This is a genomic window from Ruegeria sp. HKCCE4148, assembly GCF_017872495.1.
GTDB lineage: Bacteria > Pseudomonadota > Alphaproteobacteria > Rhodobacterales > Rhodobacteraceae > Ruegeria.
This window is the reverse complement of sequence record NZ_JAEDOS010000017.1, coordinates 23,063-49,636: the sequence shown is the minus strand read 5'-3', so window position 1 is coordinate 49,636 and position 26,574 is coordinate 23,063. Positions and strand designations below refer to the sequence as shown.

The 26,574-nt window shown below is 56.3% G+C and carries 19 protein-coding genes; 15 read left to right on the top strand and 4 right to left on the bottom strand.

The window, feature by feature from the left end:
• Positions 1 to 319: 319 nt before the first annotated feature.
• Positions 320 to 952, bottom strand: a complete 633-nt coding sequence (locus tag I9187_RS21545) for a glutathione S-transferase family protein (protein ID WP_171181268.1) — start codon at positions 950 to 952, stop codon at positions 320 to 322.
• Between the two features lie 131 nt (positions 953 to 1,083).
• On the opposite strand from I9187_RS21545, the gene I9187_RS21540 reads away from it, so the two are divergent.
• The 6 genes from I9187_RS21540 (at position 1,084) to I9187_RS21515 (ending at position 7,977) form a co-directional block, all read left to right on the top strand.
• Positions 1,084 to 2,040, top strand: a complete 957-nt coding sequence (locus tag I9187_RS21540; RefSeq protein ID WP_171181270.1) for a LysR substrate-binding domain-containing protein — start codon at positions 1,084 to 1,086, stop codon at positions 2,038 to 2,040.
• A gap of 329 nt (positions 2,041 to 2,369) precedes the next feature.
• Positions 2,370 to 3,479 carry an ABC transporter ATP-binding protein gene (locus tag I9187_RS21535; RefSeq protein WP_171181273.1) on the top strand — a complete coding sequence of 370 codons (1,110 nt, stop codon included), beginning with the start codon at positions 2,370 to 2,372 and terminating at the stop codon, positions 3,477 to 3,479.
• Between the two features lie 127 nt (positions 3,480 to 3,606).
• Positions 3,607 to 4,596: an ABC transporter substrate-binding protein gene (locus I9187_RS21530; protein ID WP_245223352.1), complete on the top strand. Its 990-nt coding sequence runs from the start codon at positions 3,607 to 3,609 to the stop codon at positions 4,594 to 4,596.
• Between the two features lie 60 nt (positions 4,597 to 4,656).
• A complete protein-coding gene (locus tag I9187_RS21525) occupies positions 4,657 to 5,910 on the top strand; it encodes an ABC transporter permease (protein WP_245223351.1) in 1,254 nt (417 codons plus the stop codon).
• A gap of 4 nt (positions 5,911 to 5,914) precedes the next feature.
• A complete protein-coding gene (locus I9187_RS21520) occupies positions 5,915 to 6,766 on the top strand; it encodes an ABC transporter permease (protein WP_171103639.1) in 852 nt (283 codons plus the stop codon).
• Between the two features lie 293 nt (positions 6,767 to 7,059).
• Complete coding sequence (locus tag I9187_RS21515; RefSeq protein WP_171181278.1) at positions 7,060 to 7,977, top strand: 2-dehydropantoate 2-reductase; 918 nt, start codon at positions 7,060 to 7,062, stop codon at positions 7,975 to 7,977.
• Positions 7,978 to 8,402: 425 nt separating this feature from the next.
• On the opposite strand, the gene I9187_RS21510 is transcribed toward I9187_RS21515, so the two are convergent.
• On the bottom strand, positions 8,403 to 9,446 hold the full coding sequence (locus tag I9187_RS21510) for an AraC family transcriptional regulator (protein ID WP_170357385.1): 1,044 nt from the start codon (positions 9,444 to 9,446) through the stop codon (positions 8,403 to 8,405).
• 191 nt (positions 9,447 to 9,637) lie between these two features.
• Between I9187_RS21510 and I9187_RS21505 the strand changes: the two genes are divergently transcribed.
• The 7 genes from I9187_RS21505 to I9187_RS21475 all read left to right on the top strand — a co-directional run bounded on the left by I9187_RS21505 (position 9,638) and on the right by I9187_RS21475 (position 17,116).
• Positions 9,638 to 11,155: an amidohydrolase family protein gene (locus I9187_RS21505; RefSeq protein ID WP_170343540.1), complete on the top strand. Its 1,518-nt coding sequence runs from the start codon at positions 9,638 to 9,640 to the stop codon at positions 11,153 to 11,155.
• Between the two features lie 51 nt (positions 11,156 to 11,206).
• Positions 11,207 to 12,592, top strand: coding sequence for an amidohydrolase family protein (locus I9187_RS21500; protein ID WP_209509426.1), 1,386 nt, complete (start codon positions 11,207 to 11,209; stop codon positions 12,590 to 12,592).
• Positions 12,593 to 12,666: 74 nt separating this feature from the next.
• On the top strand, positions 12,667 to 14,346 hold the full coding sequence (locus I9187_RS21495) for a hypothetical protein (RefSeq protein ID WP_170392031.1): 1,680 nt from the start codon (positions 12,667 to 12,669) through the stop codon (positions 14,344 to 14,346).
• A gap of 140 nt (positions 14,347 to 14,486) precedes the next feature.
• Complete coding sequence (locus I9187_RS21490) at positions 14,487 to 14,816, top strand: hypothetical protein (RefSeq protein WP_170357382.1); 330 nt, start codon at positions 14,487 to 14,489, stop codon at positions 14,814 to 14,816.
• Positions 14,817 to 14,894: 78 nt separating this feature from the next.
• Entirely contained in the window at positions 14,895 to 15,260 is a 366-nt protein-coding gene (locus I9187_RS21485; RefSeq protein ID WP_170342826.1) for a DoxX family protein, read from the top strand.
• Positions 15,257 to 16,555 (top strand): carbohydrate porin, encoded by a 1,299-nt coding sequence (locus tag I9187_RS21480; RefSeq protein WP_170364430.1) that lies wholly within the window; start codon positions 15,257 to 15,259, stop codon positions 16,553 to 16,555. The genes I9187_RS21485 and I9187_RS21480 overlap by 4 nt, the downstream gene beginning before the upstream one ends.
• 285 nt (positions 16,556 to 16,840) lie before the next feature.
• A complete protein-coding gene (locus I9187_RS21475; protein ID WP_170343544.1) occupies positions 16,841 to 17,116 on the top strand; it encodes a glycine zipper domain-containing protein in 276 nt (91 codons plus the stop codon).
• Between the two features lie 189 nt (positions 17,117 to 17,305).
• On the opposite strand, the gene I9187_RS21470 is transcribed toward I9187_RS21475, so the two are convergent.
• Positions 17,306 to 18,343: an AraC family transcriptional regulator gene (locus tag I9187_RS21470; protein WP_209940332.1), complete on the bottom strand. Its 1,038-nt coding sequence runs from the start codon at positions 18,341 to 18,343 to the stop codon at positions 17,306 to 17,308.
• Positions 18,344 to 19,001: 658 nt separating this feature from the next.
• On the opposite strand from I9187_RS21470, the gene I9187_RS21465 reads away from it, so the two are divergent.
• Positions 19,002 to 20,924, top strand: coding sequence for a hypothetical protein (locus I9187_RS21465; RefSeq protein ID WP_209509901.1), 1,923 nt, complete (start codon positions 19,002 to 19,004; stop codon positions 20,922 to 20,924).
• 948 nt (positions 20,925 to 21,872) lie between these two features.
• The gene (locus I9187_RS21460) at positions 21,873 to 22,772 is read left to right on the top strand and encodes a hypothetical protein (RefSeq protein WP_209509902.1); all 900 of its coding nucleotides are present in this window, start codon (positions 21,873 to 21,875) and stop codon (positions 22,770 to 22,772) included.
• A 625-nt stretch (positions 22,773 to 23,397) separates the two neighbouring features.
• Here the strand turns inward: I9187_RS21460 and I9187_RS21455 are convergent.
• Positions 23,398 to 26,559 (bottom strand): hypothetical protein, encoded by a 3,162-nt coding sequence (locus I9187_RS21455; protein WP_209940331.1) that lies wholly within the window; start codon positions 26,557 to 26,559, stop codon positions 23,398 to 23,400.
• Between the last annotated feature and the right edge of the window lie 15 nt (positions 26,560 to 26,574).

Below are 26,574 nucleotides of genomic sequence, written 5' to 3'. Positions count from 1 at the left end.
TTTCCGTTCCTAAGCCGTCATCTGACTGAAAGACTCATATGACTGCCTTGAGCCCAATCCAGTCGTTGTTGCGAAACGCAGCATTTGTTGAAAAGGGCGAAGCGCCGGTTTTTGACACTCATATCCTGTTGGGTAAATTGGCTCCGCAGATTGTGCGAAACGCTGCACGAAACATCGAAGAACGCCGAACCCGCCCAGTGCAGATAATCTGCTTAAAGCCCAATTAGTTTAGCATCAAAACTCTGAAAGTAGGGACCGCATTGCTCCACCTGCGCAGACGCTAGTCCAGAGTGCAGATTTCGGCTGACCGCTTGAATATTCAGGTCTGTGGAAGTGCATGTGTCTCCATTGCGGCCTTGTAGGAGCGGCTTTCATTCACAGATTCACACAGCGCGCTGAGCTTGGGTCGTGAGCCAAAGAGAGACTGTTTGTTGGCGTGCCACTCGGTCAGCATTGTGACGTAAAAATCCAGTGCGGTCAGACCGCGCGTCATGAAGTACGGATCGCCCGCAATTGCATCTTCGATCACATCGAAAAAGGCATCGTAATCGATAGCCGCTTTTGCGCCGACCTCCTCGATCGCTTTGCTGCTGTTCGCATAGCGCTCAGGGTGCCCGAGGCGCGCTGCCGTCATGTAGCCTGAGGTCGTCATGACATTCAGCCAATACAGAAACTCTCCACGATTATCATCACCGGGCGCTGGAGCGACCCTGCTCCCAGAGTACATCTCGCCGAGTAGCGTAACGATCGCGGCAGTCTCTCCAATCGTTTTGCCATCTGCGTAGCCGAGCGCCGGTATCCGGCCGGTTGGGTTTAGACGCAGGAAATCTGGAGTCCGATGTCCGTCTGCGCCCATGTCCACGTAGTGTAGTCGATATTCTGCACCGATTTCTTCAAGGACTGACTGCACCACAATCGAGCCTGCCAAATATTCCCAATAAAGCGTGAACATTCCCCGTCTTCCCCATGGTTCTGTTTTTCATGGCGACATCCTATGCACCAATGCTCAGTATGGGTGGGTTCGATTGCTTTGCACGCTTGATTTCATTTGGCCCCACTAAAGGAAACCTTTAGGGTGTCGACATGCATCTTTCTCATTTGAACGCGTTGCGCGCGCTGGAGGCTACATTGCGGCATGGGAGCTTTTCACTGGCCGCCAACGAACTTGGAATTACTCCGGCTGCAGTTGGGCAAAGGGTACGGTCCCTAGAACTTTACCTCGGAAAAAGTCTGTTCATTCGCTCCAGCTCGGGCATCGAGCCAACTGAGGATGCATTGCGGGTTCGGGAATTGTTGGAAGACGGCTTTGCAAGGCTTGCCGAGGCATTTGAGCAACTGAAGCCGAACTACTCGGCTGGCCGTCTACGCATTACCCTGCCGGAGTCCTTTTCGGAAAATTGGCTATCGCCGATGCTTGTGGAGTTCCACCTGCAATACCCGGATGCGGACTTATACTTGGACCCATCCAATCGCGATATCGACTTAGTGAGAGAAGACTATGATCTTGCGATCAGATACGGACCCACCCGTGACACTGTATTGGAAGAACGCGTGCTTTTCGGTGATTTTGTTGCCCCAGTATGCTCGCCCGCTTTTGCAGACCAGCAAGGGCTGGATCCGTATGTGCGATCGCTAAAGGGTGTACCGCTCATCCACGTCACCAATCGCACCAAGGACCCGGGATGGCTTGACTTCCAAGCATGGGGCGATTCCTTTGGGTTTGACCGCGATCATCTAAAACATGGCGTACGCATCTCTAGAACAGGTTCAGGGCTTCAAGCGGCGGCAGCGGGTCAGGGGCTGGCGCTTTGCGGGATTGTGGAAGCATTTCACGCGTTGAAAGCAGGATCGCTCATTCTGCCATTCGGACCGTCAATGATATGCCAGACAAAGTACGCCTATCGTCTCCTATGGGCGCGACCCCGAGCGAAATCTAATCTGCGGGCGCTATTCGTCGAATGGATCACAGACAGATCAGACCGTTTCGTCAGTGAGTTAGACGCATACCTCGCTTCCCAAGGCTCAAGAGCGTCCGGCTAGTGGCCGCATTGTCCGCGACCCGGTCATTTCGGGAAGCGGAATACTGCGAGATGCACGAATGTCTGGTTTGGTGAAGCTGCATTGCGGCGCTCAAGGATGCGACCAAGGTCCGCCTTGGGCCGCCCTCAACGAAGCCTAGCGGTGCAAGTTTTGAGATGCCGCGCTTGCTCCAAGGTCGGCTTAGAGCCCAACGCGGACCTTTTTTTGCCCGAGAGCCTCATTTTATAGATATAAAACGATAAGTTGCAGTTTGCCGGAATACACGATTTACTTGCTTTCAGCCCCCATAACGGCGGCAAACATGAATGGTCAACATAGTGGCGAAAAACATGGATGCCCACAAACAACAAGCTGGGAAATCACAACCGTTTCTCGTATTTGATAACGTGAAAAAAACTTACGACCAAAAGAACTTGGTCGTAAAGGGTTTCGATATGCAAGTCGAAGAAGGAGAGTTCATCACTCTTCTTGGTCCCTCAGGCTCCGGCAAAACAACTGTTCTGATGATGCTAGCAGGCTTTGAGAGCGTTACCTCAGGCGACATCGCAATAAAGGGGCAATCGATCAATCGTATCGCACCCTATCGTCGAAATATCGGGATGGTGTTTCAAAACTACGCGCTGTTTCCGCATATGACAGTGGCGGAGAACTTAGCCTACCCGCTTTCGGTTCGGAAAGTGGCAAAGGCTGAAATAGATTCCAGAGTGGTTGCCTCGCTTAAGCTCGTAGAGTTGGACGGGTTTGGCGGACGTTATCCCGGCCAGCTCTCTGGTGGTCAAAGACAACGCGTGGCCTTGGCAAGATCGATGATTTTTGAGCCGACGCTTATCCTTATGGATGAGCCGCTGGGTGCGTTGGACAAGAAGCTGCGCGAACAAATGCAGTATGAGATCTCGCGCCTACACGAGCAATTGGGGGTTACTGTCATATACGTGACGCATGATCAATCCGAGGCGCTGTCGATGTCCAACCGGATCGCTGTTTTTAACGACGGAGTCGTACAGCAATGCGCCCCGCCCGCGGAACTCTACGAGCGGCCTTCAAATGCGTTCGTGGCCGAGTTCATTGGCGAGAATAATTTTATCGATGGCCACGTTCAGTCGATCTCAGGCGATCAGGCCAAAGTCGTTACGCCGGGCGGCGAAACCGTGGTTGCTATGGCTGGCCAAGGGTTGACCGAGAATTCCGGTTGTCGTGTGTCGGTACGACCCGAGAAGCTGTTCATACACCCGACATCGCATGATCACGACAACGAGGTGACCGCGGCGTTCATAACGCGCATCTATGTGGGCGATTTCATCCGTTATTATTTCAGGCTGGCAAACGGTTCAGAGATTATTGTCAAAGTCCTGAACGATTTGTCCGCCCCTGAGTTTTCAGAAGGCCAGGACGGGAGTCTGATGTGGCTGACTTCGGATTGCATTGCGTTCCCTGTATGAGGTTGCGCGAAGTAATGAAAGGGAAAGCGGGACCCAAAGCTTCTCGCGACAACAGGAGGTGAATGTGATTAGAAATTCTGGATTGCTTACATATGCTGCTGCACTGGCAATGGTTTCATCGGGAGCCATGGCACAAGATCTGACCGTGACGTCGTTTGGTGGCGCTTACGGGGCGGCACAACAGAAACACATGATCGACCCATATATGGCCGACAGCGGCGTCAACGTTTTGTTTGAAGACTACGGCGGCGGCGTCGCCGAAATGAAAGCGCAAAGCGAATCCGGCAACATCCAATGGGATGTTGTTGATATCGAGGTGATCGACCTAGAGCGTGCTTGCTCGGAAGGGTATTTGGAAGTCATCGATCATTCGATTTTGCCTCCGGGCGACGACGGCACACCCGCTGCCGAGGACTTTATTCCCGAGGCATTGCACGAATGTGGCGTCGGGAACATCGTTTGGACCATTATTTTCGCATACAACAACGATGCGTATTCCGACGGCCCTACAACGATCGAAGACTTCTTCAATACGGAAGCGTTCCCCGGCAAGCGCGGCCTGCGCAAACGTCCACAGGTAAACATGGAATGGGCCCTTCTGGCCGATGGCGTGGCACCAGACGAGGTCTATGACGTTCTATCCACCGATGAAGGTCAGGCACGAGCCTTCGCGAAGCTCGACACAATCAAAGACGATATCGTTTGGTATGATAGCTGGTCACAAGCACCTGTTCTTCTGAACGACGGTGGTGCCCAGATGGTGCAGTCCGCCAATGGTCGTATCTTCGCCGCCATCAAGGAAGAAAACGCCCCCTTCACAATGGTTTGGGATAGCCATGTCTATGACCTTGATGTTTGGTCGGTCATGAAAGGTACTGATAAGCTCGATACTGCGCTTGAGTTCGTCAAATTCGCAACTCAAACCGTGCCTCTGTCAGGTATGCAAGACGTGGCTTACGGCCCAACGCGCAAGTCTGCTCAGGCGCTTTTGCCGGATGACGTAAAGCAGGATCTGCCGACAGCACATCTTGACGAAGGTGTCAAAGCAGACGGCATCTTCTGGGCCGACTACGGTGAGTCACTAGGCGAAAAGTTCAACGAGTGGCTGCTTCAATAGTCTAAGAGCACCAACCTGCGCCGTTCAATCGGCGCAGGTTCATCGACCGGAGACGAACAATTGCCCGAAGCCACCAGCGTCACCCCAGATGGGTTGAGCCGCGAAGATGCCCGTAACGCCGCGCGTGAATACCGGTCACGGCGTTGGAGAGCTTTTCTGTTCGTTGTGCCCCTTCTGGCATTTATTGGTTTCTCATTTGTCGCACCTATAGCCTCGATGCTGTACCGCGGTGTCTATAATCCGACTGTTGCCAGCCTCGTACCCGAGACGCTCGAAAAACTGCCAAGCTGGCAAGGCGAGGAACGTCCAAGCGATGAGATTCTTAGCATCTTCGCCCTTGATCTAAAGAGGCTCGCCAACGATCGCACTTCTGGTCAACTGGCGGAAGAAGTGAATCGTGCCCTTCCCGGGTCCTCCAGCGTCATCAAATCCTCCGCTCGCAAGCTGCGTCGTGTTGATGACAGCGAGCTAGCCAATAATGGCGCCGCGATCCTGATTGATGCTAACGCCAAATGGGCAGAACCAGAGATCTGGCAAGCACTAAAAAAAACCGGTCAGGTCTATACCGCCGGATACTACCTGACTGCGCTCGACCTCGAGAATGACCCTGACGGCGGCATCCAACGCCGCGAGACGCAGATTTACGTCAAGCTCTATGGCAAGACGCTTCGGATGGCGCTGATCATAACGATTTTGACTGTTATTCTTGGTTACCCGCTAGCCTATTTCATGGCCAACAGCTCCAGCGGAACGGCGAACCTCCTGATGGTGTTTGTCCTGTTGCCTTTCTGGACCTCGCTTCTTGTGCGAACCACCGCATGGATCGCACTGTTACAAACAAACGGAGTGGTTAATTCCACCCTGCTTGCCCTGGGTCTGACCGATGCGCCACTTGAGATGTTGTATACGCAATTCTCGACCATCATTGCGATGACGCATATCCTGTTGCCCTTCATGATCCTGCCGCTTTATTCGGTCATGCGTGGCATTGATCCCAGTTACATGCGCGCGGCAATGTCGATGGGCAGCCCACCGATCCCGGCCTTCCTTCGCATTTACCTTCCGATGAGCTTGCCGGGCCTGTCAGCGGGCGCGTTGTTGGTTTTCATAATTTCAGTGGGCTACTACATCACTCCGGCATTGGTTGGGGGCACGGATGGCCAGATGATCTCAAACATCATCGCCTTTCACATGCAGCAATCCAACAACTGGGAGCTTGCAGCTGCCCTTGGCTCGCTTCTGTTGTTCTTAATCCTTGCGCTCTACTGGCTCTATGACCGGTTCGTGGGCGCGGGCAATATCAAACTGGGTTAGAGCGATGCGGAAGTTCCCAGAGTATTTTACCTTTTGGCACATCGCTGGACATTATAGTCTGCGTTTCTCAGCTTACCTGGTACTCGTTTTTCTGATGTTGCCAATTTTAGTTATTGTGCCCCTGTCTTTCAATGCAGAACCATTCTTTACGTTCACTGAAGGTATGCTTTCGCTAGACCCGGATGCCTTTTCCCTGCGCTGGTACCAGGCAATCGCACAGGACCAGAAATGGACGCTTGCCATCTGGAATAGTTTTGTCGTGGGCATCGCCGCTGCGATTTTAGCAACAGGATTGGGAACACTTGCGGCGGTTGGTCTCGCGTCGCCTTGGATGCCATTTAAGCGCTTGATCACTGCGCTTCTTCTCTCGCCCATGATCGTGCCATTAATCATCATCGCTGCCGGCATGTTCTTTTTCTATACAAGCTTTAATTTGGTCAGCACCTACCCTGGCCTAATAATTGCTCATGCAGCCCTTGGCGTACCGTTCGTTATCATCACTGTCACCGCAACACTGACTGGCTTTGATCGTTCACTATTCAGCGCTGGCCTTAGTCTAGGAGCTTCGCCAACTAAAGTGTTTTTCGATGTGGTTATTCCGATCATCCGGCCTGGTGTCATCTCTGGAGGACTGTTTGCTTTCGTAACTTCATTTGATGAAGTAGTCTTGGTGTTGTTTTTGGCGGGTCCAGAACAAAGAACAATCCCTCGCCAGATGTTTTCAGGGCTACGCGAGCAGATAAATCCAACGATCCTCGCGGTAGCAACGCTTTTGGTGCTTCTATCCATAGCTCTCTTAGCAACACTTGAATTGCTGCGCCGTAGATCCGAGCGTCTTAGAGGTACTTCTGACTAATTGCACCGGATTTAAGAAACTGGATTACTTCAGCCACGAAGAATGGTGACGATTCATCATAATCAAAAGAGTGAGCTTTCTTTAACCCAAAATTGATGCACTAAAAAATTGGTGATTTGTCCTCCGAGCAGGCGCTCGAAGGGCGATTGAACGCTGATGTGCGGTTAGCAGACACAAATGGCGCGTTTGTCCGCGTAGCGGTCACTCAAACAGAGCCCAGCAAACGGCTGCTCTGAGCCCAGAGTTGACAGTCGTGCTATCCTCTTTTCGTTGTTAGAAAATGGATGGAGACTATGAAGATCGCGACTGTAGCGACAGGTGGAATTGGTGGCTATCTAGCTGTAAAATTGGGCTTGCGTGGGCATCAAATCGCGACCATTGCGCGCGGAGAGCATCTGGAGGCCATTTCCAAGACCGGTCTCAAACTTGAAACATCCAGCGGCACGCTCACCCACCACCCATGGATTGCGACGGATGATACATCCCAGGTCGGAGAGGTCGACGCGATCATCTTTGGGGTCAAGGGAGATGATCTGGAATCCGCTGCCGAGGTCTGCAAACCTCTGTTGGGAACCAATACTGTCGTCGTGCCATTCTTGAACGGCGTGGAGGCCTCCGACCGACTTGCGAAGATATTACCCGAGGCCAATGTCGCCAATGGAATGGCGCAGGTTTCTACAACCATCTCGACCCCAGGAGTGATAACACAAACCGGAGAGTTCAACCAATTTGTGTTTGCCGAACGCGACAGTCGCCCCTCGAACCGAGTTGCGGCACTCCAGCAGGCATTGACTGACGCGGGCGTTGCGGCGCCGGAAACAGATGATATCGAGTGCGAACTGTGGTCCAAATTTGTTCTCTTTTCAGCCGTATCAGGTGTTACCGCTGCAGCGCGCTGCACCATTGCCGACATCACAGGTATCCCAGAACTGGCTGCCGTCTTCCGGCAAGTTCTGAGTGAAACCGCAACATTGGGCCGTGCTTCTGGAGTTGCTCTGCCGGATGACATCGAAGCAAAGACATGGGAGCGGGTGCAAGCGCTTCCACCAACCATGCGGGCCTCTACCGCAGTTGATGTCGAACATGGTAGGCGGCTTGAGATCGAATGGATATCGGGTGCTGCAGCACGTTTGTCCGATAAATGGGGACAGGAGGCACCAATGAACAAAGCCCTCTATGCTTTGTTGCTGCCACATAAGGCCGGTCGATAAGGCATTGTGGCTTTCCGAGAGAGGGACCATGGTGGTGTCGCTTTTGCTCGCGGAGCGACGACTGGAACGACCTTGATGGAGTTACATCGCGGCCAAGGGCAGCTTTGTCCGCATAGCGGTCACTGATGCACTGCGCAGCGAACGTCTGCAGCGAGCCCTTCCCGACCGATGCAGCTTTTGTCACGAACGGGCAGAATGCCGACCTTACGGACCTTCGCTGCGGGCACGAGAAGTCAGAGTTCGCAGAAACCAAGGCGGTCAAGATGGGCGGCAAGCGGGAGTTCGCTGCGGATAGCATGGAGGTCTCCTTTCCCATCGATTGCTCCCCGCGAAGGGCTCGCCGGTTCATGCATCTCTTCGGCATTACCATTGGCGACCGAGGTTCCAAGAGATTGCGGTAGTCGAGAAGTCGCAGCGGGGTCAGGCTAATCTGCAGGCGCTCCGGCAATTTGGGCCTCTTGTGCCTCCTTATTGCGCCAATCTTTCGGGGATATGCCGAAGTTCCGCGTGAAGGCTCGGGTGAGTGCCGATGTTTCGGACAAGCCGACCAATTGGGCGATCTCCTTGATCGAATGATCAGATGTGGTGAGCAGTTCGGAGGCCTTTTCCATCCGCAGCCGGTTGATCACCTTGGACGCCGTTGTTCCGTAGGAGGACAAGCGCTTGTTCAGCACCTTGGTGGTGATGCTGCACATCCGGGCGGCCTCGCTCACCGTCAGCGCCGGATCGGACAGCCTTGATCGCACGAGAATTTCGAAGCCTTCGAGGTAGTCCAGGGGCACATCGACCTGAACCGGTTCTTCGATATCATTGTCGTGGTTCACGAGGAGTTCGGGGTTGATTGGAAGCGACAGCCAGGCCGCCGGAAAGCGGATGGAGAATCCCCTGTTGTTGCACTTGATGCCCCGCACGCCATGAAACTGCTCCGGCAGCAGGGTCGGATCGCAGAGGCGCAGAACAACCTGGGTTGGATCCCATCGGAAATCGAGAACACGGTGCAGCAGGGAGATCCAGATCCCGACGAGAAAGGCGTCCGAATGGCCCGGCGACACCTCGGGTTCGAAATTGCGACTGGTGGTGAAGTAGGCGTGTTCCTCCTCGATCAGGAGCCGGAAGGACACCGCGTTGCTTTCCTTCGAGACGATCTGGGTGAACCGGGTGAAGAAATCGCCAAGGGTCACCGACTGGCCGAGGAGCGCCCCACGCGGCAGGAACTTCAACAGGTCTGTCTGTTGTCCCGCCAAGGCGCAGATATCCGGCCGGGTGATGTCGGCGATGGAGGCCAGCGCCGCATAGACCGTGTCATGCGGGATGAACTCGGCCGGGTTCAGGACCTGTTCCTCGCTCAATCCATGCAGCCCGAGCGCAAAGGCCGGATCCGCATCGAGCCGCCGCATCATCGCTACGACGGGGCCGAGGACCGTAGCACGTACGAGGGACAAACCGTCCTTTTGTTCTCCTTGCGGCATCCACATCACCCTTTCGCTCTCCGACACGCTACGGGCGCGGGCGCCTGACGGCCAAGCAGAAATTGGCTGAAATTGACCGGATCGGGTCAGAAAAATGCACCACGGGATCAGCGGGTCAAAAGAATCTCGGGGCACATGTGCATAGTGGGAGGATCGGTCCGCAGGAAGACCGACCCCTGGGAGGACACCGAATGACAACACTCAACCTGAAGGCGTTGCTGCCGGCCATGTCAATGGCAATTGCGCTCACGACGCCTGCCATTGCGCAGGATATCCCCAACATTCCCTCGGAGGTCACGCTGTTCAAGAACGTGATGGTCTTCGACGGGGTGAATGACGGCTTGAAAGATGTCGACGTGCTCGTCGTCAAGAACAAGATTCACAAGATTGCAGAGGACATTCCCGAATCCGGCACGTGGGAAGTCGAAGTTCGAACGGGCGGAAGCAAGCGCCTGCCCGATCCTGTTGGCGGTATCGACGGCTATTCTTTCACCATCCAGACCGAACGCGGTATCGAGACCAAAGAGGTCGAGGTCAATGTGATCGACGGCGGCGGACGCACCTTGATGCCGGGACTGATCGACAGCCATGTGCATGTGAATATGTACAAGGATGGCACGATCCCGGGCCTTCAGGACACGACATGGGAGGAGATCGGCGCACGTTCTGCGGCCTTTGCGCAGGAAATGCTGGCGATGGGCTTCACAACCGTGCGCGACATGTGCGGTGCACATGGTGGACTTCGTGCGGTAATCGACGAGGGTTCGCTTCCGGGCCCGCGGATATACTCGTCCGGCGCCTGCCTCAGCCAGACCGGTGGTCATGGCGACTGGGGGATCGCCGGGCAACGCAAGAACGAAAGCAATCTTGAACGGCTGGAGATCACGCGGCTTGTCGACGGCCCTGCCGAAGTGCTCCACGGCGCGCGGCGGAACTTTGCGCTTGGGGCCAACTACCTCAAGATCATGGTCAGTGGTGGTGTGACCTCCATCAAGGACCCGATCTACCAGTCCGCCTTTACAGACGAAGAAATCGCCGCTGCCGTCGAGGTGGCCGGGGACATGGATTCCTATGTCGCCATGCATGTCTTCATGGATAGCGACCTGTCGCGCGCGCTCGATCTCGGGGTCAAAGTGGTGGATCACGGCCTGACCATAACGGAACCGACGATGCAGAAGCTGGTAGAGAAGGAAGCGTTCTTCTCGCCCAACCTGACCGCGTTGGCGCCCGAGGCGCTTGAGCATCCGATGCACCAGGACCCGACCTTCCCGCCGACGGCGAAGTTCCTCTGGTTGCGGAAAAACAGCGAGCAGTTGTTTGATCTGGTGCGGAAGTACAAGCCGAAGATGGTGTTCGATTCCGACTACGTGCTGCTGACCGGTGTGCCGTACCGGCAGTCGATGGACTTCACCAAGGCTTTCATGGCGCGTGAGTTCGGCAACCTCTGGGCCTTGCAGATGATGACCTCGAATGGCGGCGAACTGGCCGCACTGACGGGACGCGGAAACCCCTATCCCGAAGGCAAGCTCGGCGTGATCGAGGAAGGTGCCTATGCCGATATCCTCATCGTTGACGGAAACCCGCTCGAAGACATCACTGCCATCGGCGCTGTCGATACATGGTTCGATGCCGAGCCACGCGGGCAGGACGTGCCGAGCATTCGAGTCATCATGAAGGACGGCAAGTTCTACAAGAACACGTTGAACTGAACTTTCGGCGGGGCGCTGGCTCCGCCGTCAACATTGCGGAAGGGCAAACTTATGAAGCATCTTTTCAAGTCCACATTACTGGCGGGCGTGGTGTCGCTCGCTGCCGGCATGTCCTCTGCGCAGGACGAAGCGCTGCCGCAGACCCTGCTCACCAATGTCCATGTTTTTGACGGCGTGAACGAGGCGCGGATCGAAAACGCCAGCGTTCTGGTCGAAGGCAACCTGATCAAGGAAATTTCGACGGACGGGATCGAAGCGCCCAACGCAACCATGATTGACGGCGGCGGGCGCACGCTCATGCCGGGGATGCATGACCAGCACGTGCATTTGCTGGTGTTCAACCCGCTCAGTGACGGGTTGCGCCAGAACATCACGCCCTTCCATCTTGGTGGCGTTGCAACGATCCGGTCCGAGCGCATCCTGATGAACGGGTTCACGACGGTTCGTGACCTCGGCGGACCGGCAAAGTCCATCGCGCGGATCATCGATACCGGTATGTTCCCCGGCCCGAGGATCTATTCCTCGGAGGCCTTCATCACGCAGACATCGGGCCATGCCGATTTCCGCAAGCTGAACGACCGGCATCCAACCCTGTCGGGGCAAGGCCCATCGCATTGGGTCGACACGGACATGAGCTTCATCGCGGATGGCCCGGAGCAGATCCGCATGGCGGTGCGCGAGAACCTGCGGCGCGGGGCAACCCAGATCAAGGTCATGGTCAGCGGTGGGGTCACGTCCGAGTTCGACCCGCTGCATTCGCTTCAGTACCAGGCGGACGAGATCCAGATGGCGGTCAAGACCGCCGAGCAATGGGGCACCTACGTCACCTGCCACGTGTTCACCGAGCAGGCGATCCGCAACTGTATCGACAACGGTGCAAAGACCGTTGAGCACATCCCGTTCCTGACCAAGGAGGCCGCCGAGATCATGGTCGAAAAGCAGATCATGTTCGCGACGGCGGTAGCCCCGGTCTACTCGGTGACGACCGAACAGGCGGAAGCCTTCTACACGCCAGCCTCGTTCGCCAAATGGAAGAGTGTCCGTGACGCCGCCGCCAACATGATCGAGGTGATCCAGACGACACCGGGCATGATCGACCTCTACACTCTGGGCACCGATCTCATCAACAACTGGGACCAGACGCTTGAGCAGGACAAGAAGATGAACGACGAGTTCAAATACCTGCACGAGGCCAAGTTCAAACCCTTCGACATTCTGCGCATGGCCACATCGAACGGCGCCCGCATGAACCGGCTTACGGGCTTGAACAATCCGTATCAAGACGGCCCGCTCGGCGTGGTCGAGGAAGGCGCTTACGCGGATCTCCTGCTGGTCGATGGCAACCCGCTCGAAGACATCCTTCTTCTGGCCGATCCTGATCCCAACCTGAAGGTCATCATGAAGGACGGCGTGATCTACAAGAACACGCTGGACTGAGGAGAGCGCGGGGCGGTCTCCCTCGTCCGCCCCGCGTTTTTTTGCCCGACGCAATCATCCCGGAAGGACTGACCGTGAAACACCTCACTCTTGCCACTCTCATGGCCCTCTGCAGTTCGATGGCGGTTGCTCAGGAGTGCGACGTCGCGCTTCTCAACGGCCGCGTCATGGACCCGGAAACCAATCTTGATGCCGTGCGCAATGTCTGCGTGACCGGCGACAGGATCACCGCGATCACCGAAGATGCCTTGACGGGCAAGCGCGAGATCGACGTTTCCGGGCATGTAGTCGCGCCGGGATTCATCAACACCCATTCGCATTCCTTTGGCGGCTTCGATCAGAAGATGATGGCCCATGATGGCACGACGACGATCCTCGATACCGAGAGCGGCGTGGCGGATGCCGACCTGTTCTACGACAAGTACGAGGGCAATTCCTTTCTCAACTTCGGTTCCGGGATGGGGCACGAGGAGATCCGGCGTGTCGTGATGGATGGGGTTTCAGTCGAGCTGGCATCCGATCCGACCTACATCCTCAAGTCACGCGGTGCAGCCGAGGAAGAAGACGGACATGCCAGCTGGGCGCTGGATATTCCGACTGCGGATCAGCTCGTCGAAGTCATGACCATGTATGAAAAGGGTCTTCGCGCCGGGGCGATCACCGTCAACACGACGGTGGGATACATGGGATACAACACCTATCCGAAGGAGATTTTCGCGCTTCAGAAAATGGCGAAGAAGTATGACCGCTTCTTTGGCGCCCATACCCGTTTCGGTCCGACCGAGAGCCTGCCGCTCTACTATTCCCTGGGCGCAAACGAGGTGATCGCAAACGCCGTTGCGCTCGACGGGGCCCTGATCCTTTCCCACATCCAGAACCAGGGGTGGGAAGAAATCTACGAGCTTGCGCGCCGCCTGCAAATGCGCGGAATGACCATCTTCGCGGAATACTACCCGGCCATCACCGGCAATCCGAACATCGCGACACCGCAACTGCTGCCGGACAAGATCGAGGCGAACAATATCGTTCCGACCCGCGATATCTTCGATACCAGCACCGGCGAACTCTACGAGTCCGACGAGGAGTTCTTCCGGCAGCAGAAGGAGGATCCGAGCAAGCCGATTTTCATCACAGTCCGCCCCGAAGCAGACCTGGAGCGCTGGATCCACATGAAGGATATTGCGATCGCCAACGACATCGTCGGCTTCACCGTCGATGGCGAACCGCTGCCGATCGAGGCCGATTTCACGGAGTACGGGGGGCACCCGCGCAATGCCGGCACCTATGGCATCGTGTTCCGCGAGGCCCGTGAACAGGGCATCGCGCTGATGGAGATGGTGAACAACGCCTCCTACATTCCCGCGAAGTACTTTTCCAAGGTGGGCCTGAAGGCGATGCAGGAACGCGGCCGGATGCAGGAAGGCATGATCGCGGATATCACGATCTTCGACCCCGACACGATCACCGAAACATCATCGATGAAGAAGGGCATGAACGGCTCCTTCACCAAGGGAATCCCCTACGTTCTGGTGAGCGGGCAGGTCATTATCGACGACGGTGTCGCTAATATCGACCTGCGGCCCGGGCAGCCGATCCGTTACCCGGTCATCGAAGGGGGCGAGATCGATCTGGACCTCGGGGACAAGGAATTCACCTGGCACGCCGACATCGAAACGCCAGAGGATGAGCATTCCGAGTTCCCGCTCCGCCCTGCCGAGCTGGAACACTCCATTCCCGGAGCTCCGGGGCATTGAACCCACAAGAACGGTCAGGGCAGCCATGCTGTACTGACCACAACATCGAAGCAATTCCGGGTGGCAAGATGAACAGGATCCTTCTTTCGACAGCCCTTTGCGTCTCTGCGACAGTTGCAGCGGCGCAGGACACAAAAGACATGCGCACCTTCCTGTTTATCGGCGCATCCAACAGCGCCGCCTGGGAGATGCAGATCGCCAATCCCGGGGACCGCGCGGCCTCGGTGAAGGGTGGGATCGAGGCGCTCGGCGGCGAGCTTTTGAGCTACTATTGGGGGCTTGGGAACGGGAAGAACTACATCACCGTCGCCCTGCCGGACGACCCCACCTTCATCCAGGCCTTCTATGTCAGCCGTCTCGGTGACGGGTTGCTGGAGGATTACCAGATGATCGAGTTGATGAGCAGCGCCGACATGGCCGAAGCCCTCGCCCGTGTGCCGGAGATCAAGGCGCAGGACGATCTCAAGTAACCGGACTGCACACTCGGGACGATCCAGAAGGGAACATCAAATGAACTTCAGCCCTGTGTGTGTCGGCGGAGTCGTATTATGCAAATAGTTGCCATTGGCCTGCTGTCCGCCTTCTTTCTCTTCGCCAGTTCGATCAAGATCCTTGGCTGGCAGAAGCTCATCTTCGAAACGCAACTGGCGATGTTCGTCAAATACGGGCTGAACCGTCAGATCATGGCGCTTGTCGGTGGTGTCGAGCTTTTCGGGGCGGTGGCGATCTGGTTTCAAGGCAGCTTGCTCGGGCCGCTCGGGGCCGCTGCCCTTCTGGGCACGTCGCTTGGCGCAATCGGTTGTCATCTGATCTGGGACACTTGGAAAGACGGTGTGCCTGCCATGATCACGGCTACGCTTTCGGCCTTCGTCCTCTGGACGGGCCGGGATGTCGTACTGGCGATACTTGCATGAGCGGGCCGAAGAAGAATCAAGAGCAACAAGAGAGACCTCATATGGGACAGGCAAGGCTTCTCGGTACGGTCATCGTCGCTGGCTTCTGGTTATCAACCGGAGCCTTGGCGCAGGAAAGCCGGCCAACGTCCGCCCTGGAGGCCGCCGCAGCGGTCTCGCTCGGTGGCCCGGCATCCACGCAGGCCCAACTGGAACAAGACCGAGTGCGGCGGTTGCAGGACTCTCGCTGGCCGGGGCTGGATGCGGCATTGGACCCCTTGGAGGCATCGCGGCAACGCTTTGCCGAACGCACCGGCCTGAACCTCTCCTTCGACTACCAGGCCTATTACCAGTCCGCGACCGAGAGCCTGACCGATATCGACGAGGCCGCCTTGGGCCAGGCGCGCATTCTGGGCCAGTGGACGCTGCTCAATCGCGGCGGCGAAAATCCCGGGCAATTGGTCTTCACATTGGAGAACCGCCATCTGCTCGGCACGGACATCGCGCCAAGCGGGCTTGCCGGGGAAATCGGCTATGCGGGCGTCACCGCAACGACATTCAGTGACACCGACACGACCCTCTCCGTCGCCTACTGGTCCCAGACGCTCGCTGGCGGGAAGGCCGGTTTCGTGGCCGGCCGGATCGATCCGGGAGATTACTCGGACATCCTCGGCTACGTGAACCCACGCACGACTTTCTCCAATTTCTCGATCCTGTTCAGCCCGGTCCTGCCGATCCCCGATCCCGGCTTCGGCATTGCGGGGGGCGGTTTCCTGACCGACCAGATCTATGCCCTCGGTGTCCTGTCGGATGCAAACGGCTCGCTGACCGATGTCGAGTGGTTTCCCGGTGGCCCCGAGTTCTACAAATACGCCGAGATCGGATGGACGCCCGAACGCTCGAAGCGCTTTCTAACCAACGTTCACCTCGGGGTATTTCACGTCGATGAACGCACCGAGGCAGGCGTGCCGGAGAGCTACGGGGCGATCCTGTCTGCCAACCACACGATCAACGAGGAATTCATGATCTACGGACGCCTCGGCTGGTCGGAGGGTGAGGCGCCGATCGCCCGACGCGCAGCCAACGCTGGACTTCTATGGCGGCCGGGCCTCTATGACGACCTCTTTGGGTTTGGCGCGACCGTTGCGGACCCGGTAGATGAAACGCTCGACACCCAGACCACAATGGAGGCCTTCTATCGGTTGGACCTGTCGGACAATGTCGCCCTGACGGCGGACGTCCAGCACATGATCAACCCGGGCTTCAACGATCAGGACACGACCGTTTTCGGCTTGAGGCTGCGGATCAATCTTTGACCTGAGTAGCGGCGGATAGAATGCCGTCTGGTTGGGAGTGTCGTGCCTGCGCCGGAACGGCCCATGCAGCCATCGCGGCCAAGGAGGCGACCCCTTGGATGATTGGCATTGCGTCAGGCGAAAGTCTTGACGGCAGAACAACCGTCGAATTTGGCTTGTTGCTCTGCAATGTCAGCCATTCCAATGAAGCTGTCGGATGCTCTCAAGCGGGGGCATGGCGGTTCGCTTAGATCTTTCCACAGAAGGCGGCCACGGAGGTCGCCACCGTCAGAAAGGTTGGAACCGATGACAAACACCCTCAAGAACACCGTATTCGCCGCCCTTGCCGCCTCACTCGCCCTCGCTGCCCCGATGGCCGCCAATGCCGGTGACATCGGTGAGAAAGCCCTCAAGGGCGCTGTGGCCGGCGCCGTGCTGACCGAAATCACCGGCGGCGACGCCAAGGACGGCCTGGCCCTCGGCGCAGCCGCCGGTGCGCTCGGTGGCAAGATCGCCGAAGACCGGGATCGTCAAGATCGCAAGGACGATCGCAAGAAGGGTGGCAACAAGCACAAGCGCTGATCCCGCAACGAGACAACCGGAACGGTTTACCCCTTCCAACCGACGCTGGAGAGATCCGGCATCTGCTTCAAACCCGTTAGGCCTCATGCCTGCCGGGTTTGTTGCGTCAGGGTGGTTCAGGAAGACGGAGAAACGTGAAAGTGCGGGCCTATGATCCGAGCAGTCCGGCCTCTACTCAGATCGTTCGCCCTATGCCAGGGGCGCTTCTGTTGCTGGCTGCTCCCTGAAGTCGCTGGGGGGCTGTCCGTACCATCTTCGGAATGCCGTGCTGAAGGTACTGGCGTCGCTATATCCGAGAAGATAGGCGATCTCGGTGAGCGGAAGCGTGCTGTTGAGCAGATAGTCCCGGGCCAGAGCCTTTCGCAGATTGGCGACGACCGCTGCGAAGCTCGTGCCCTCGTCGGTCAGTCGGCGGGCCAGCGTTCGGGCGCTCATCCCAAGTTCCGCCGCAATTGCGTCCTGCTGGGCCGTGCCGGCTGCAAGACGCGCCGTGATCTGCCTCTCAACAACCCGGGCCACACTGTTGGGTGTCTGCGGCATCCGAGCCAGCGTGTTCTCGCAAATGACCGAAAGCGTCCGCTGCAAGTTGTCGTCGGCCGTCAACAGCGGCACATCCATATCAGCCGCCTTGAAGGCAATGCTGTTCTCCGCGGCACCAAACAGGACATTGCAGCCAAAGAACCTGTCGAGGGCCTCGGTGCCGGTCAGCCGCTGATGCGCGAACCGAACATGCGTCGGACGGATTTGCCGATTGGAGTAGTCCCGCAGGGCGAAGACCGTGCCAACGGCTCCAAACTCGGCATATTGCCCGGTCGGAACGCTTGCTGGCACATCGTAGTGCCAGGTCAGCCGGGTGGTTTCCGGGCCTTCTTCCATGGCCGTCTTGCTCGCGTCACCGATCACGCGCTGAAAACGGGTGATGTTTCGAAGGTAACCGCCAACGGTAGGTGCCGAAACGCCGACATAGGCGAGCAACCCGGCCTTCCTGACCAGGTCCGGCGACTGTGCCAGGCGGTATCCGACAAGGTCGTCCCTGGTAAAAGCGCTCGCCTTTTCAAACAACCAGGCAGTCTTGTCGAAGGACCAGCGAGCATCCGGGTCTTCGAGTTGAGATCTGGTTATCCCGAACTCCTTTCGGATATCCCGCTCGGAAAGGCCTGTTTTCTGCAACTCACCGACAATGATCTGTCCCCAGATTGCGCTGTGTTTTGGAATCTCGGATTTCATTTCTGGTCCGTAGTCTCGGTGTCTGACGTGTTGCGCCACGTTAAGGCCCGTCTGACCTTCTTGCCAGTTGCCAAAGCCAACGTTCGAACAACGCAACGCCCGTTTCGTTCAATACCCGCAGTGCCTTTCACACACTCGCCACCAAGGTAGGCGCGACGTCGGTCGCGAGTAACTCGAGATCCGTGCGGTGTGACACACCGAGTAGCGGCGCACATCGTCCGGGTTGGGCAGCTTGCTTGTTCGCTGTGGCTTTCGAAGCCGCCATTCTCGGCGCGCTACTTAAAAGTCCGCTCTGGGCCGTTCACGAGGGTCTGAGATCGTGCTGCGCTTGCGAAGTGCGGTGCTCGACCAACGACCGCAATGCGCAGATAGCGGCCGTATAGGGGCGCAAGGCGAACGGCGGGAAAGTCCGCGTAGCAGGCATTCATTGAATTCTGCCGAACGACTGCTGCGAGCCCAAAGCGGCCACTCATTTAGCGTGAATACTTGGTCAAAATCTGGCTTAAAAACTCTATAATTGTTGACAAAACACGACAAATTGCTTCTCTTGAGCCCATTGCGCCCCCCTAGCAAACAGACGATGCGCCAAATTCGGTTAATGCTCCGCTTCTTTAGGACACAATTTAGCTGCTTGGCCCAAGAGTTAGTGAGCTAAGTTGTGACTGAACGTGAAAATATCGCGGAACAACACCACGCTGAGCACGGTAATCTTCCCTACGACCCTGAAGAATGGGCAAAACGATTAGCCGAGGCGCGAAAGCAGCGAGAAAAAGTACTTTTGAACCGGTCTCCTGACCAAAATCAGAAAAAGGGCGTTTCCGACAAAAAAAAACGCCAAAACAATATGCTTACGCGAATGGCGATTGCCCGCGCACAGCGCGAAGAAGTACTGCAAAAAATAACCAAGCACAAAGTTCCAAATAGCCAAAAGGGCACCGAAACTCTAAAAGTTCTGGGCGTCCGGAGAAAGCTTGATACGACTTATAATGAAGCCAAGCTTGTTATTGGCACGGACGGTCAAACAAAGCTGAATGTCATGTCCTGGGCTTCGGATATTGATGAAGTCGAGGTCAAAAAGCCTATCCAAGAACCACCTGCCGAAGAGTTGACCCAATTTACACTGACCAATGCCGAAAAACCAAGGAAACACGCCTCTTCTCGTCCTACTTCCAAGAGAAAAATAGATGTCGAACAGTCAGGTAAAGCAAAATCTCTCAGGTCACGCGAAGCAATAATTGTTCCCGTTAAAACGCCCACTGAAACTTCTAGCTTTTCCAAGAAATCAGGAACGTGGATGAACCCACAACTTGGAGTTCTTTTGGCCTTTCTCATTGCCCCCGTTGGATTGCTGTACGCGAACTCCAGCCATTTCCAAGCGCAAATTGTAAGTTTTAGCAAAAACATTTCAAACTATCGATCTTCATTCCAAAGCAACGGATACAACATTCGTATCTCACCTGCTCCTTCACAACCAAAGCTTTCCGTTCGCAAAATGACGAATACCACGCTGAGAAGCATGACTTTGCCGCACATCGAAGAGCGACCGGAAGCCTTCTCTAAATTCTCAAAACCAATTGAAATGGTGTCGGGTGAAGAAACCATACATGTTATCCAGACAGGCCATGCAGGAAAACGACCCGCAATTGCACAATATAGCCCAGTCTTGGAACTCCCCGACTACATAACAGTGTCCAATACTGAAAACTGGCCCAGCCCTCCGGCGCCAATCTCAATTAAGTCAGCGTCACTTCTCAAGGAGGTGGACCCGGCATCCTTTGCCTTATCAGATTTTTGGGCCTCACCACTTTCTTTGGAAAGCGAAACTTTCATTGTCGTGCATTTACCGAAGAACCTTCCACAGGAGCGTCGCCGAAGTGTCCTAGAACGATTTGAGGCAGAGGGAATTTCGGTGGAATCCGTTGCGTCATCACCCTTCACAATAAAAAATACGCAAGTACGCTTCTACCATCTAGAAGATCAGCGTATGGGGGAGGACTTGGCGAACTTTTTCGACGGCGTCGCACGAGATTTTACCAGTTTCGTACCGTCACCAAAACGGGGGCTTTTAGAGCTCTGGGTGTCCGGAGATGGAGCTAAATCGACGCCCTCTTTTCAGAAGCCGCCAACAGTGGCCAAGCCCCAGGTTGTTGCGCGAGCTGTATTGGCAAGGCCTCCCATGCAACACAGCAATCTGTTCGGTAAGTTGTCGGGTATCTTCAAATCGGGAATAGAACGTGGTGAGAGTACCAAAGCTGGCTCTGACAGAAACAGTGTGGGCAGCGGCGTCACTACTGAAGTTGGAAGCAATTCGACAAGCGCTGGCGGCGGCAAAAACAATGCCAGTAGTGGTGGCAGCAAAAGCAGTACAGGCGGAAACGTTGGCGGTAGCAAAGGCGTAGACAATGAAGGTAGCCAGCCCGGTAAAGGTGGAAACCGTGGAGGTGGAAAGGCCGGAGGCAAGCCTGGCGGCAAAGGCGGAAACAGTGGCGGCGGCAAAGGCGGCAAGGGCGGAAACAGTGGCGGCGGCAAAGGCGGCAAGGGCGGAAACAGTGGCGGCGGCAAAGGCGGTCACAGGAACTGAAATTCTGAATGTAACCGCTTTATCATAGTTTTGTGCAGAAGCTGACTGCTGCAAAGCAGCGAACAACAGCTTAGTCCGCATGGCAGCCGTTCGTCAGATCGGATCGAATGACGGCTCCGAACCCAATTCAGACACTCCAACTCGAACCAACCTTCGGGTACGCGTTTTTTTTGGGCCGATGGCGACGACAAGGTGATCTTTCGAAAGGCACTTGATGTACCACCGACAGAACCAGCATTGGAAGGTCCGGTCGGTCGCTCTGAATAACGGAAACTCATTACACGCCCATCTTCAAAAAAGACCCGCATCGTTCGGAGGGAAACCAAGTGAACAACGCGGGCTGAAGTTTTGGGGTGTTGTTGTTACGACACTGATCGAAGGATGGATCAAAGTTCCCCGCGCCACCTTTATCTGGGATGATAGGCAACGCGGGGTGATAATCTGACCATGGGACTAGCCAGACTATGTCGAACGTGCGGTTAGCCGCTGGTGGTCAACCAAGTTGGCATGAGCGCAAATTCTGTTCGCTACTCTCCAAGTTCGTTACCCGCCATTTGCACAGCGCGGCCACGTTTTTCAACGCGGAGGTTTCGGCCGAAACAAACAAGAAATTTTCAAGCGCGCGAGATCAAACTTTTTGGCGCGCGTAAAATTACTTGAATTGTTGCTTTTTAGATTCAAGTATTCGCATGCGTGGCAAATTTGTATTACCTCTGCAGCTCGCGCATTCGCCAGATTTGTCTGGTTGCCTCCCGGAGATTCTAGTGAGTGGTTTCGTCGGGAGGCCATTATTTTCGGTTCAATGTTCAACAAATTAGAGGCCTGTGCGTTACCAAGCTACTGAAGCAAATTGGCTGCTTTGATCCGCGGAGCAGATTTTATTGGGCTTGAAACGCTCGTTCAGGAATGGCAACCCAGCATGAATCAGCGTCACGTGGGAAACGCCAAATGAAAAACCTTTTTCTAACGTGCTGCTTTGGAGCTATTGCTCTAGGAGTTGCAACGTTACCTTCAGCCGCGCAGCACCGGCTAGGTTGGGCATATCAGGTTGATGGGCTTGCTGCGTTTCAAGGGGACGCAGATTTAAGTAACGGTGGCGAATTCTCTGCAAGCCGAGCTTTTCTACGCGCTACCGCACTTTACAATCTGGAAGGAGGAAACTCCATTGGGCTTTCAACCAGCTTCGGCAAGCTGGACTATAGCTTTAGTCAATCGAACAACCAGCCATGGGAGAATATCCGTGACTTGCGCGTTGCTGTTCCCATGCGATTTCGTGCGAGCGATAGAGCAACAGTTTTTGTGTCACCACAGATCAGGTGGGATTATCAAAGTGGAGCTTCCGCATCTGATGGTAGGACCTACGGTGTTTTCGCGGGTATTGCTTGGCAACTTAACGAGCGCCTGACGATAGGACCGGCCTTTGGCGCGTTCTCTCAATTTGATGATGGTGGTACCGATTTTTTTCCGGCCCTTCTGATCGATTGGGACCTAAATGATCGCTGGAACTTGAACACTGGTTCAGGGATTGGAGCGACACAAGGCCCCGGGTTGACGCTGAGCTACACGTTGACTGAGACCATAGACCTTTCCTTAACCGCACGATCGGAGAGAATTCGATTCAGGTTGGATGGGGAAGGTCTCGCGCCAGACGGGGTGGGCGAAGACAAGAGTGTCCCCGTCGTACTTTCCGTTGGATACAACCCAAATCCTGGTGTTTCATTGAGCGTATTCGCAGGCGCAGAATTTGACGGCCGCCTTACGCTAGATGATGCGAATGGAGCAGAAATAAGTCGCCAGAGCTACGATACTGCGCCATTGGTTGGACTGGCGTTTAGGGTCAGGTTCTGATCACAGCATTGACCAGGTTTGCCAGTTGCGTGGGAATTGCTCTTGTGGCTGAGTTCGAACGCCCACTTTGTCCGCATAGTGGTCGCTCATGACTTTTCAGCAAACGTCTGCATAAAGCTCAAAACGGACGCGGAAGAGCGATTTGCTTGCCGCTGTCTGAAGTTTTGTATTCGGGAAAAATCGAAAAAATTTTTCTGAGGGGTGACGGGCTTTGGGGGTGCCAAGCTCCACTCGCCCCCGTGTTTTTGTTGGGGTGGGGGGGTAACTTCTGGATTTTGCCTGGCATCACAAAATCCACCCCGACGCTTGCCTCTTGATCGACGAAGCCCCACCGCATGCTGGTACCAAGTCTATCTCATTGTGTATCTCGATCGCCATTGGTTTGTGGTTTCGCGGGTTGAATGACGCAGGCCACGTCTCGCGTATTCTCATTCCTGCGCTTATGACGGTTCATGAGCGAGCCTCGGAAAAGATAAGTGCGCCAACACTGGCCAATTTGCGCCAACCGCTACCCCACCTCTTATTTGTAAATATTCAAATCGTGTTTGAGTTTTTCCGAACATATCTGCGCGGACGAATTGGCGCTTTTTGGGGTTTTGGGCGCATGTTAAATGAAATCAGGTACTTAGCTTTTTTTACTTTTCGATCCCCCAAACTCCTTCACAAACAAAACTCGGGCGCTTTCGCTAATTTCGGGTGCATCTTTCGTCCGCTCCACTCGAAACACCCATCTGGCCTTTCGACCGGTACGCCCGCCGAGGTTCATGCGCGCGGCCCTGAGTGTGTAGGCGTCATCGACCTTGGTGTCGCGGTTGCGTCGCAGGTATCCCGTCACCGCTTGGTTTGATGGTCTCGTCTCGCCCGGAAACGCCTTTTCCATGATGCGATCACCGACATGGGTGTTGATTTCCTGAGCCGTAACCCAGTCACCCTCGGGCGGTTGCAGCATCCCGCCGACTTCGATCAGGGTGATGGCTTTAAGGAGGTCGCTCAGGCCGGACGGTGCGACCCCTTTGACATCCTCCTCCCCTGCCTCGACCCACGGCTCAAAAAAACCCGGCGCGTCGACCACGTTCAGAACCGGTCTGGCAACCTCGCGTTCCCACTGAGGGAACCGGCTCTTGGGTTTTTCTGAGGCCACCTTGGCGGTGGCGATGCAGGCGAGTGCGCCGATGATGCGGCCTCGGTTCTCGCGCGTCCACCTGATGATGTCCGGGTGCTTGAAGTCACGCAGGACCATGTTTTCGATACCGCGCGGCACGAGGCGGATTTCGATGGCACGAGACGCTGTGTCCCCGACCATGAGGATGTTGTTGCCGTTCAGGGCGACAACCATGCCGGACGGCCCGGAGTAGGTCTTGGACACGCCCAGCACCCGACCGTTCCACATACCTGACGTGACGAGTTGGTGTAGGTCGCTGTAGCTGTTGCCGATGGTCGAGCCGGTGCGGACGTTATCGAAGGCGAGCAGCGACGCGCTTTCCATGACCGTGCTGGTGATCAGCTTGCCGCGTTCCTCCCGGTTGTCAGGCAACTGCGTCATGGCGGCGATTTGGCCGGTGACGGCGCAATTGAGGCAGTCGAGCAGGATAGACTTGCCGATGCCTGCGCTGGGCGCTGTCAGGGCGTTGAGTGGTATCGCCGACCCGTACAGGCTTGTTTTGTTTTTCAGCAGTGAAATCGCCAGCATCAGGGCGGCTGCAAAGTCCGCGTCTGTATCGAACGGGAAATCGCACAACCACTCGTCGCGCAGGAACGCGACGGCCTCATGTGGGTCGTCCCAATCCTCAATCTCAGCGTCACCTGTTTCCAGCCACAGGCCCGAGGGTTCGTGGTAACCAGACCCGGCCAACAACTGCCCGCCATACAGGACCGGATGCGAGACCACGCCTTTCAGGGTGGGCAGCATTGGTCCCACCGCCTTGGTCATGTGGTTGACGAGCGCGTTGGGGGCGAACACCGGCGTTGCAGTCACACCCCTGTCCGTATGTGTCACGCGCTGAAAATAAGCGATATGATGCAGGAGGCCGACCATGTGCCCGGTGGTGAGGGGTTCGGTGCGAACGACAAGGGCCGGGTCTTTAATCGGCTTGCCGTCCTCGTCGCGGATGACTTCGCCCGTGTGGTCCCGCCGTGTGGTGGTGAGGTAAGTTGAACGGGTCTTGCGGATACCGACACCGACGCCGCCATAAGAGAATGCAAGACACGCCTCGCCTAGCAACGTTTCAAGCAGCGGTGCACCATCCATGAGTAGGTTCGGGTCAGCGGTGTCTATCACCACCTTGTCGCCGGTATCTCGCGCCGCCTCGGTCACGAACACAGTGCGAGCGCGTTTGCGCGCCCGGTCCCACTCGGTCTTGGCTTTCTGGTCCCGTGCCTTCTGTTCCAGCGCCGCGATGGCCTCGGGGTTATCCTCGACGGCCAGGGCCAGTTCGATGGCGTCGAAGTCCAAGACATCCTCAACCCGCTCGACATGCAACGCCCAGCGCGCCCGGAGGTCCGCCACACGCGCCCGCCAAATCTCGTCAAATTCCTCGTCGCTGCCCAGAACGTAGGTTTTCTGGACGCCGTGTGCCTGACTGACGATGCGGCGGTTGCGGGTGTACACAATCGCCGTTGCGCGCCCACCGCCGTAGTCCGGTTCCAGCGGGTCGGACAGGTTTTCGCCCTCGTATGTGGCCGGATCTCTCAGCATGTTGCCGACTGTAACCGGTTCGCCGCTGCTCGCGAGGTACACCACATATGAAGCGTGGAGGATTGGGCGCTCGCTACTAGCCTGCTTTTCCAGCACCGTGCGACGCCCACGCTGGGTGAGCCGTTCAACCTCGGCGTCGACCTCCGCCTCACTGGCGTCCTCGCCCACGATGGCGATGGCTTCCTTCCTCAGGCGTTGCTCCAGCCAAATCTCGCGCTGGGCGGTGGCGTCCGCATCGGTTGCGCCTTTAGCCTCCTCCACCAAGCGGGTGTAGGTGCGTTCCTCAGCCGCAGTCAGGTCTTTGAACACCTCGCGGGTATCGATCAGGCGCTCACCCTCGCTGATGAGCCGTGCAGGCCACGGGCGGCGCTGCTCCAGACCCTCGCCACACACGGCCCCACCGGCATAGTCCAACCGCGAGGGTTGATACATGCAGGGGTCGGTCGTAGCGCGGATGAGTTGTGCGCCGCTGCCCGAGATGAAAATGTAGCCGAACCTGTTCAGCCACATACGCTTGAGCAGAACGTCAGCGGCACGGGGTATGTCCGTGGCATCCGCGACACCGATGTAGAGGCGCTGCCCTTTCAGCCCGATCAATTGCTCGTCGGTATCGCTGTCATAAACGAATGAGGATGAGGACGGTGCCCACACAACGTCATGTTCCTCAAGGTCGGGGATGACCCGGCACAACTGCTCCCACAGTTCGTCAGGTGACAGGACCGCGTGGCCCTCCCGTGGGTCGTAGTCCAATGCCATAATGCCGGGGCCGTCGCTCCAAACGAAATGGCTCTCGGTTCGGGTGATGCCTTGTTCCCTGTAGCGAGCCTTTGAAAACACACCCACGCCGTCGACGTCCACGGGAACGATTGGCAACCCGTAGGCAATGACATCCACACCCGGTATTACTTTGTCGTTCAAAACTGCGGCGAACTCGGCCATGTCCGCGACGCCATCCACGTAGGCGCGTCCCTCGTTTAGGTAGCCCACCGTTTCCTTGTGCAGCGTCCCGTCCGCGTCGCGGCGGTAATGCTTGCCGCCGGTCTTTGGGTCCACCAACTGGATGTTGGTGTATTTGATCTGTTTAGGATCCATTACGGCGTTCCTTCC

Coding starts and splice junctions, on each gene's coding strand:
- I9187_RS21545 (WP_171181268.1), bottom strand. CDS start 952: ATGTTCACGCTTTATTGGGAATATTTGGCAGGCTCGATTGTGGTGCAG.
- I9187_RS21540 (WP_171181270.1), top strand. CDS start 1,084: ATGCATCTTTCTCATTTGAACGCGTTGCGCGCGCTGGAGGCTACATTG.
- I9187_RS21535 (WP_171181273.1), top strand. CDS start 2,370: ATGGATGCCCACAAACAACAAGCTGGGAAATCACAACCGTTTCTCGTA.
- I9187_RS21530 (WP_245223352.1), top strand. CDS start 3,607: ATGGCACAAGATCTGACCGTGACGTCGTTTGGTGGCGCTTACGGGGCG.
- I9187_RS21520 (WP_171103639.1), top strand. CDS start 5,915: ATGCGGAAGTTCCCAGAGTATTTTACCTTTTGGCACATCGCTGGACAT.
- I9187_RS21515 (WP_171181278.1), top strand. CDS start 7,060: ATGAAGATCGCGACTGTAGCGACAGGTGGAATTGGTGGCTATCTAGCT.
- I9187_RS21510 (WP_170357385.1), bottom strand. CDS start 9,446: ATGCCGCAAGGAGAACAAAAGGACGGTTTGTCCCTCGTACGTGCTACG.
- I9187_RS21505 (WP_170343540.1), top strand. CDS start 9,638: ATGACAACACTCAACCTGAAGGCGTTGCTGCCGGCCATGTCAATGGCA.
- I9187_RS21500 (WP_209509426.1), top strand. CDS start 11,207: ATGAAGCATCTTTTCAAGTCCACATTACTGGCGGGCGTGGTGTCGCTC.
- I9187_RS21490 (WP_170357382.1), top strand. CDS start 14,487: ATGCGCACCTTCCTGTTTATCGGCGCATCCAACAGCGCCGCCTGGGAG.
- I9187_RS21485 (WP_170342826.1), top strand. CDS start 14,895: ATGCAAATAGTTGCCATTGGCCTGCTGTCCGCCTTCTTTCTCTTCGCC.
- I9187_RS21480 (WP_170364430.1), top strand. CDS start 15,257: ATGAGCGGGCCGAAGAAGAATCAAGAGCAACAAGAGAGACCTCATATG.
- I9187_RS21475 (WP_170343544.1), top strand. CDS start 16,841: ATGACAAACACCCTCAAGAACACCGTATTCGCCGCCCTTGCCGCCTCA.
- I9187_RS21470 (WP_209940332.1), bottom strand. CDS start 18,343: ATGAAATCCGAGATTCCAAAACACAGCGCAATCTGGGGACAGATCATT.
- I9187_RS21460 (WP_209509902.1), top strand. CDS start 21,873: ATGAAAAACCTTTTTCTAACGTGCTGCTTTGGAGCTATTGCTCTAGGA.
- I9187_RS21455 (WP_209940331.1), bottom strand. CDS start 26,559: ATGGATCCTAAACAGATCAAATACACCAACATCCAGTTGGTGGACCCA.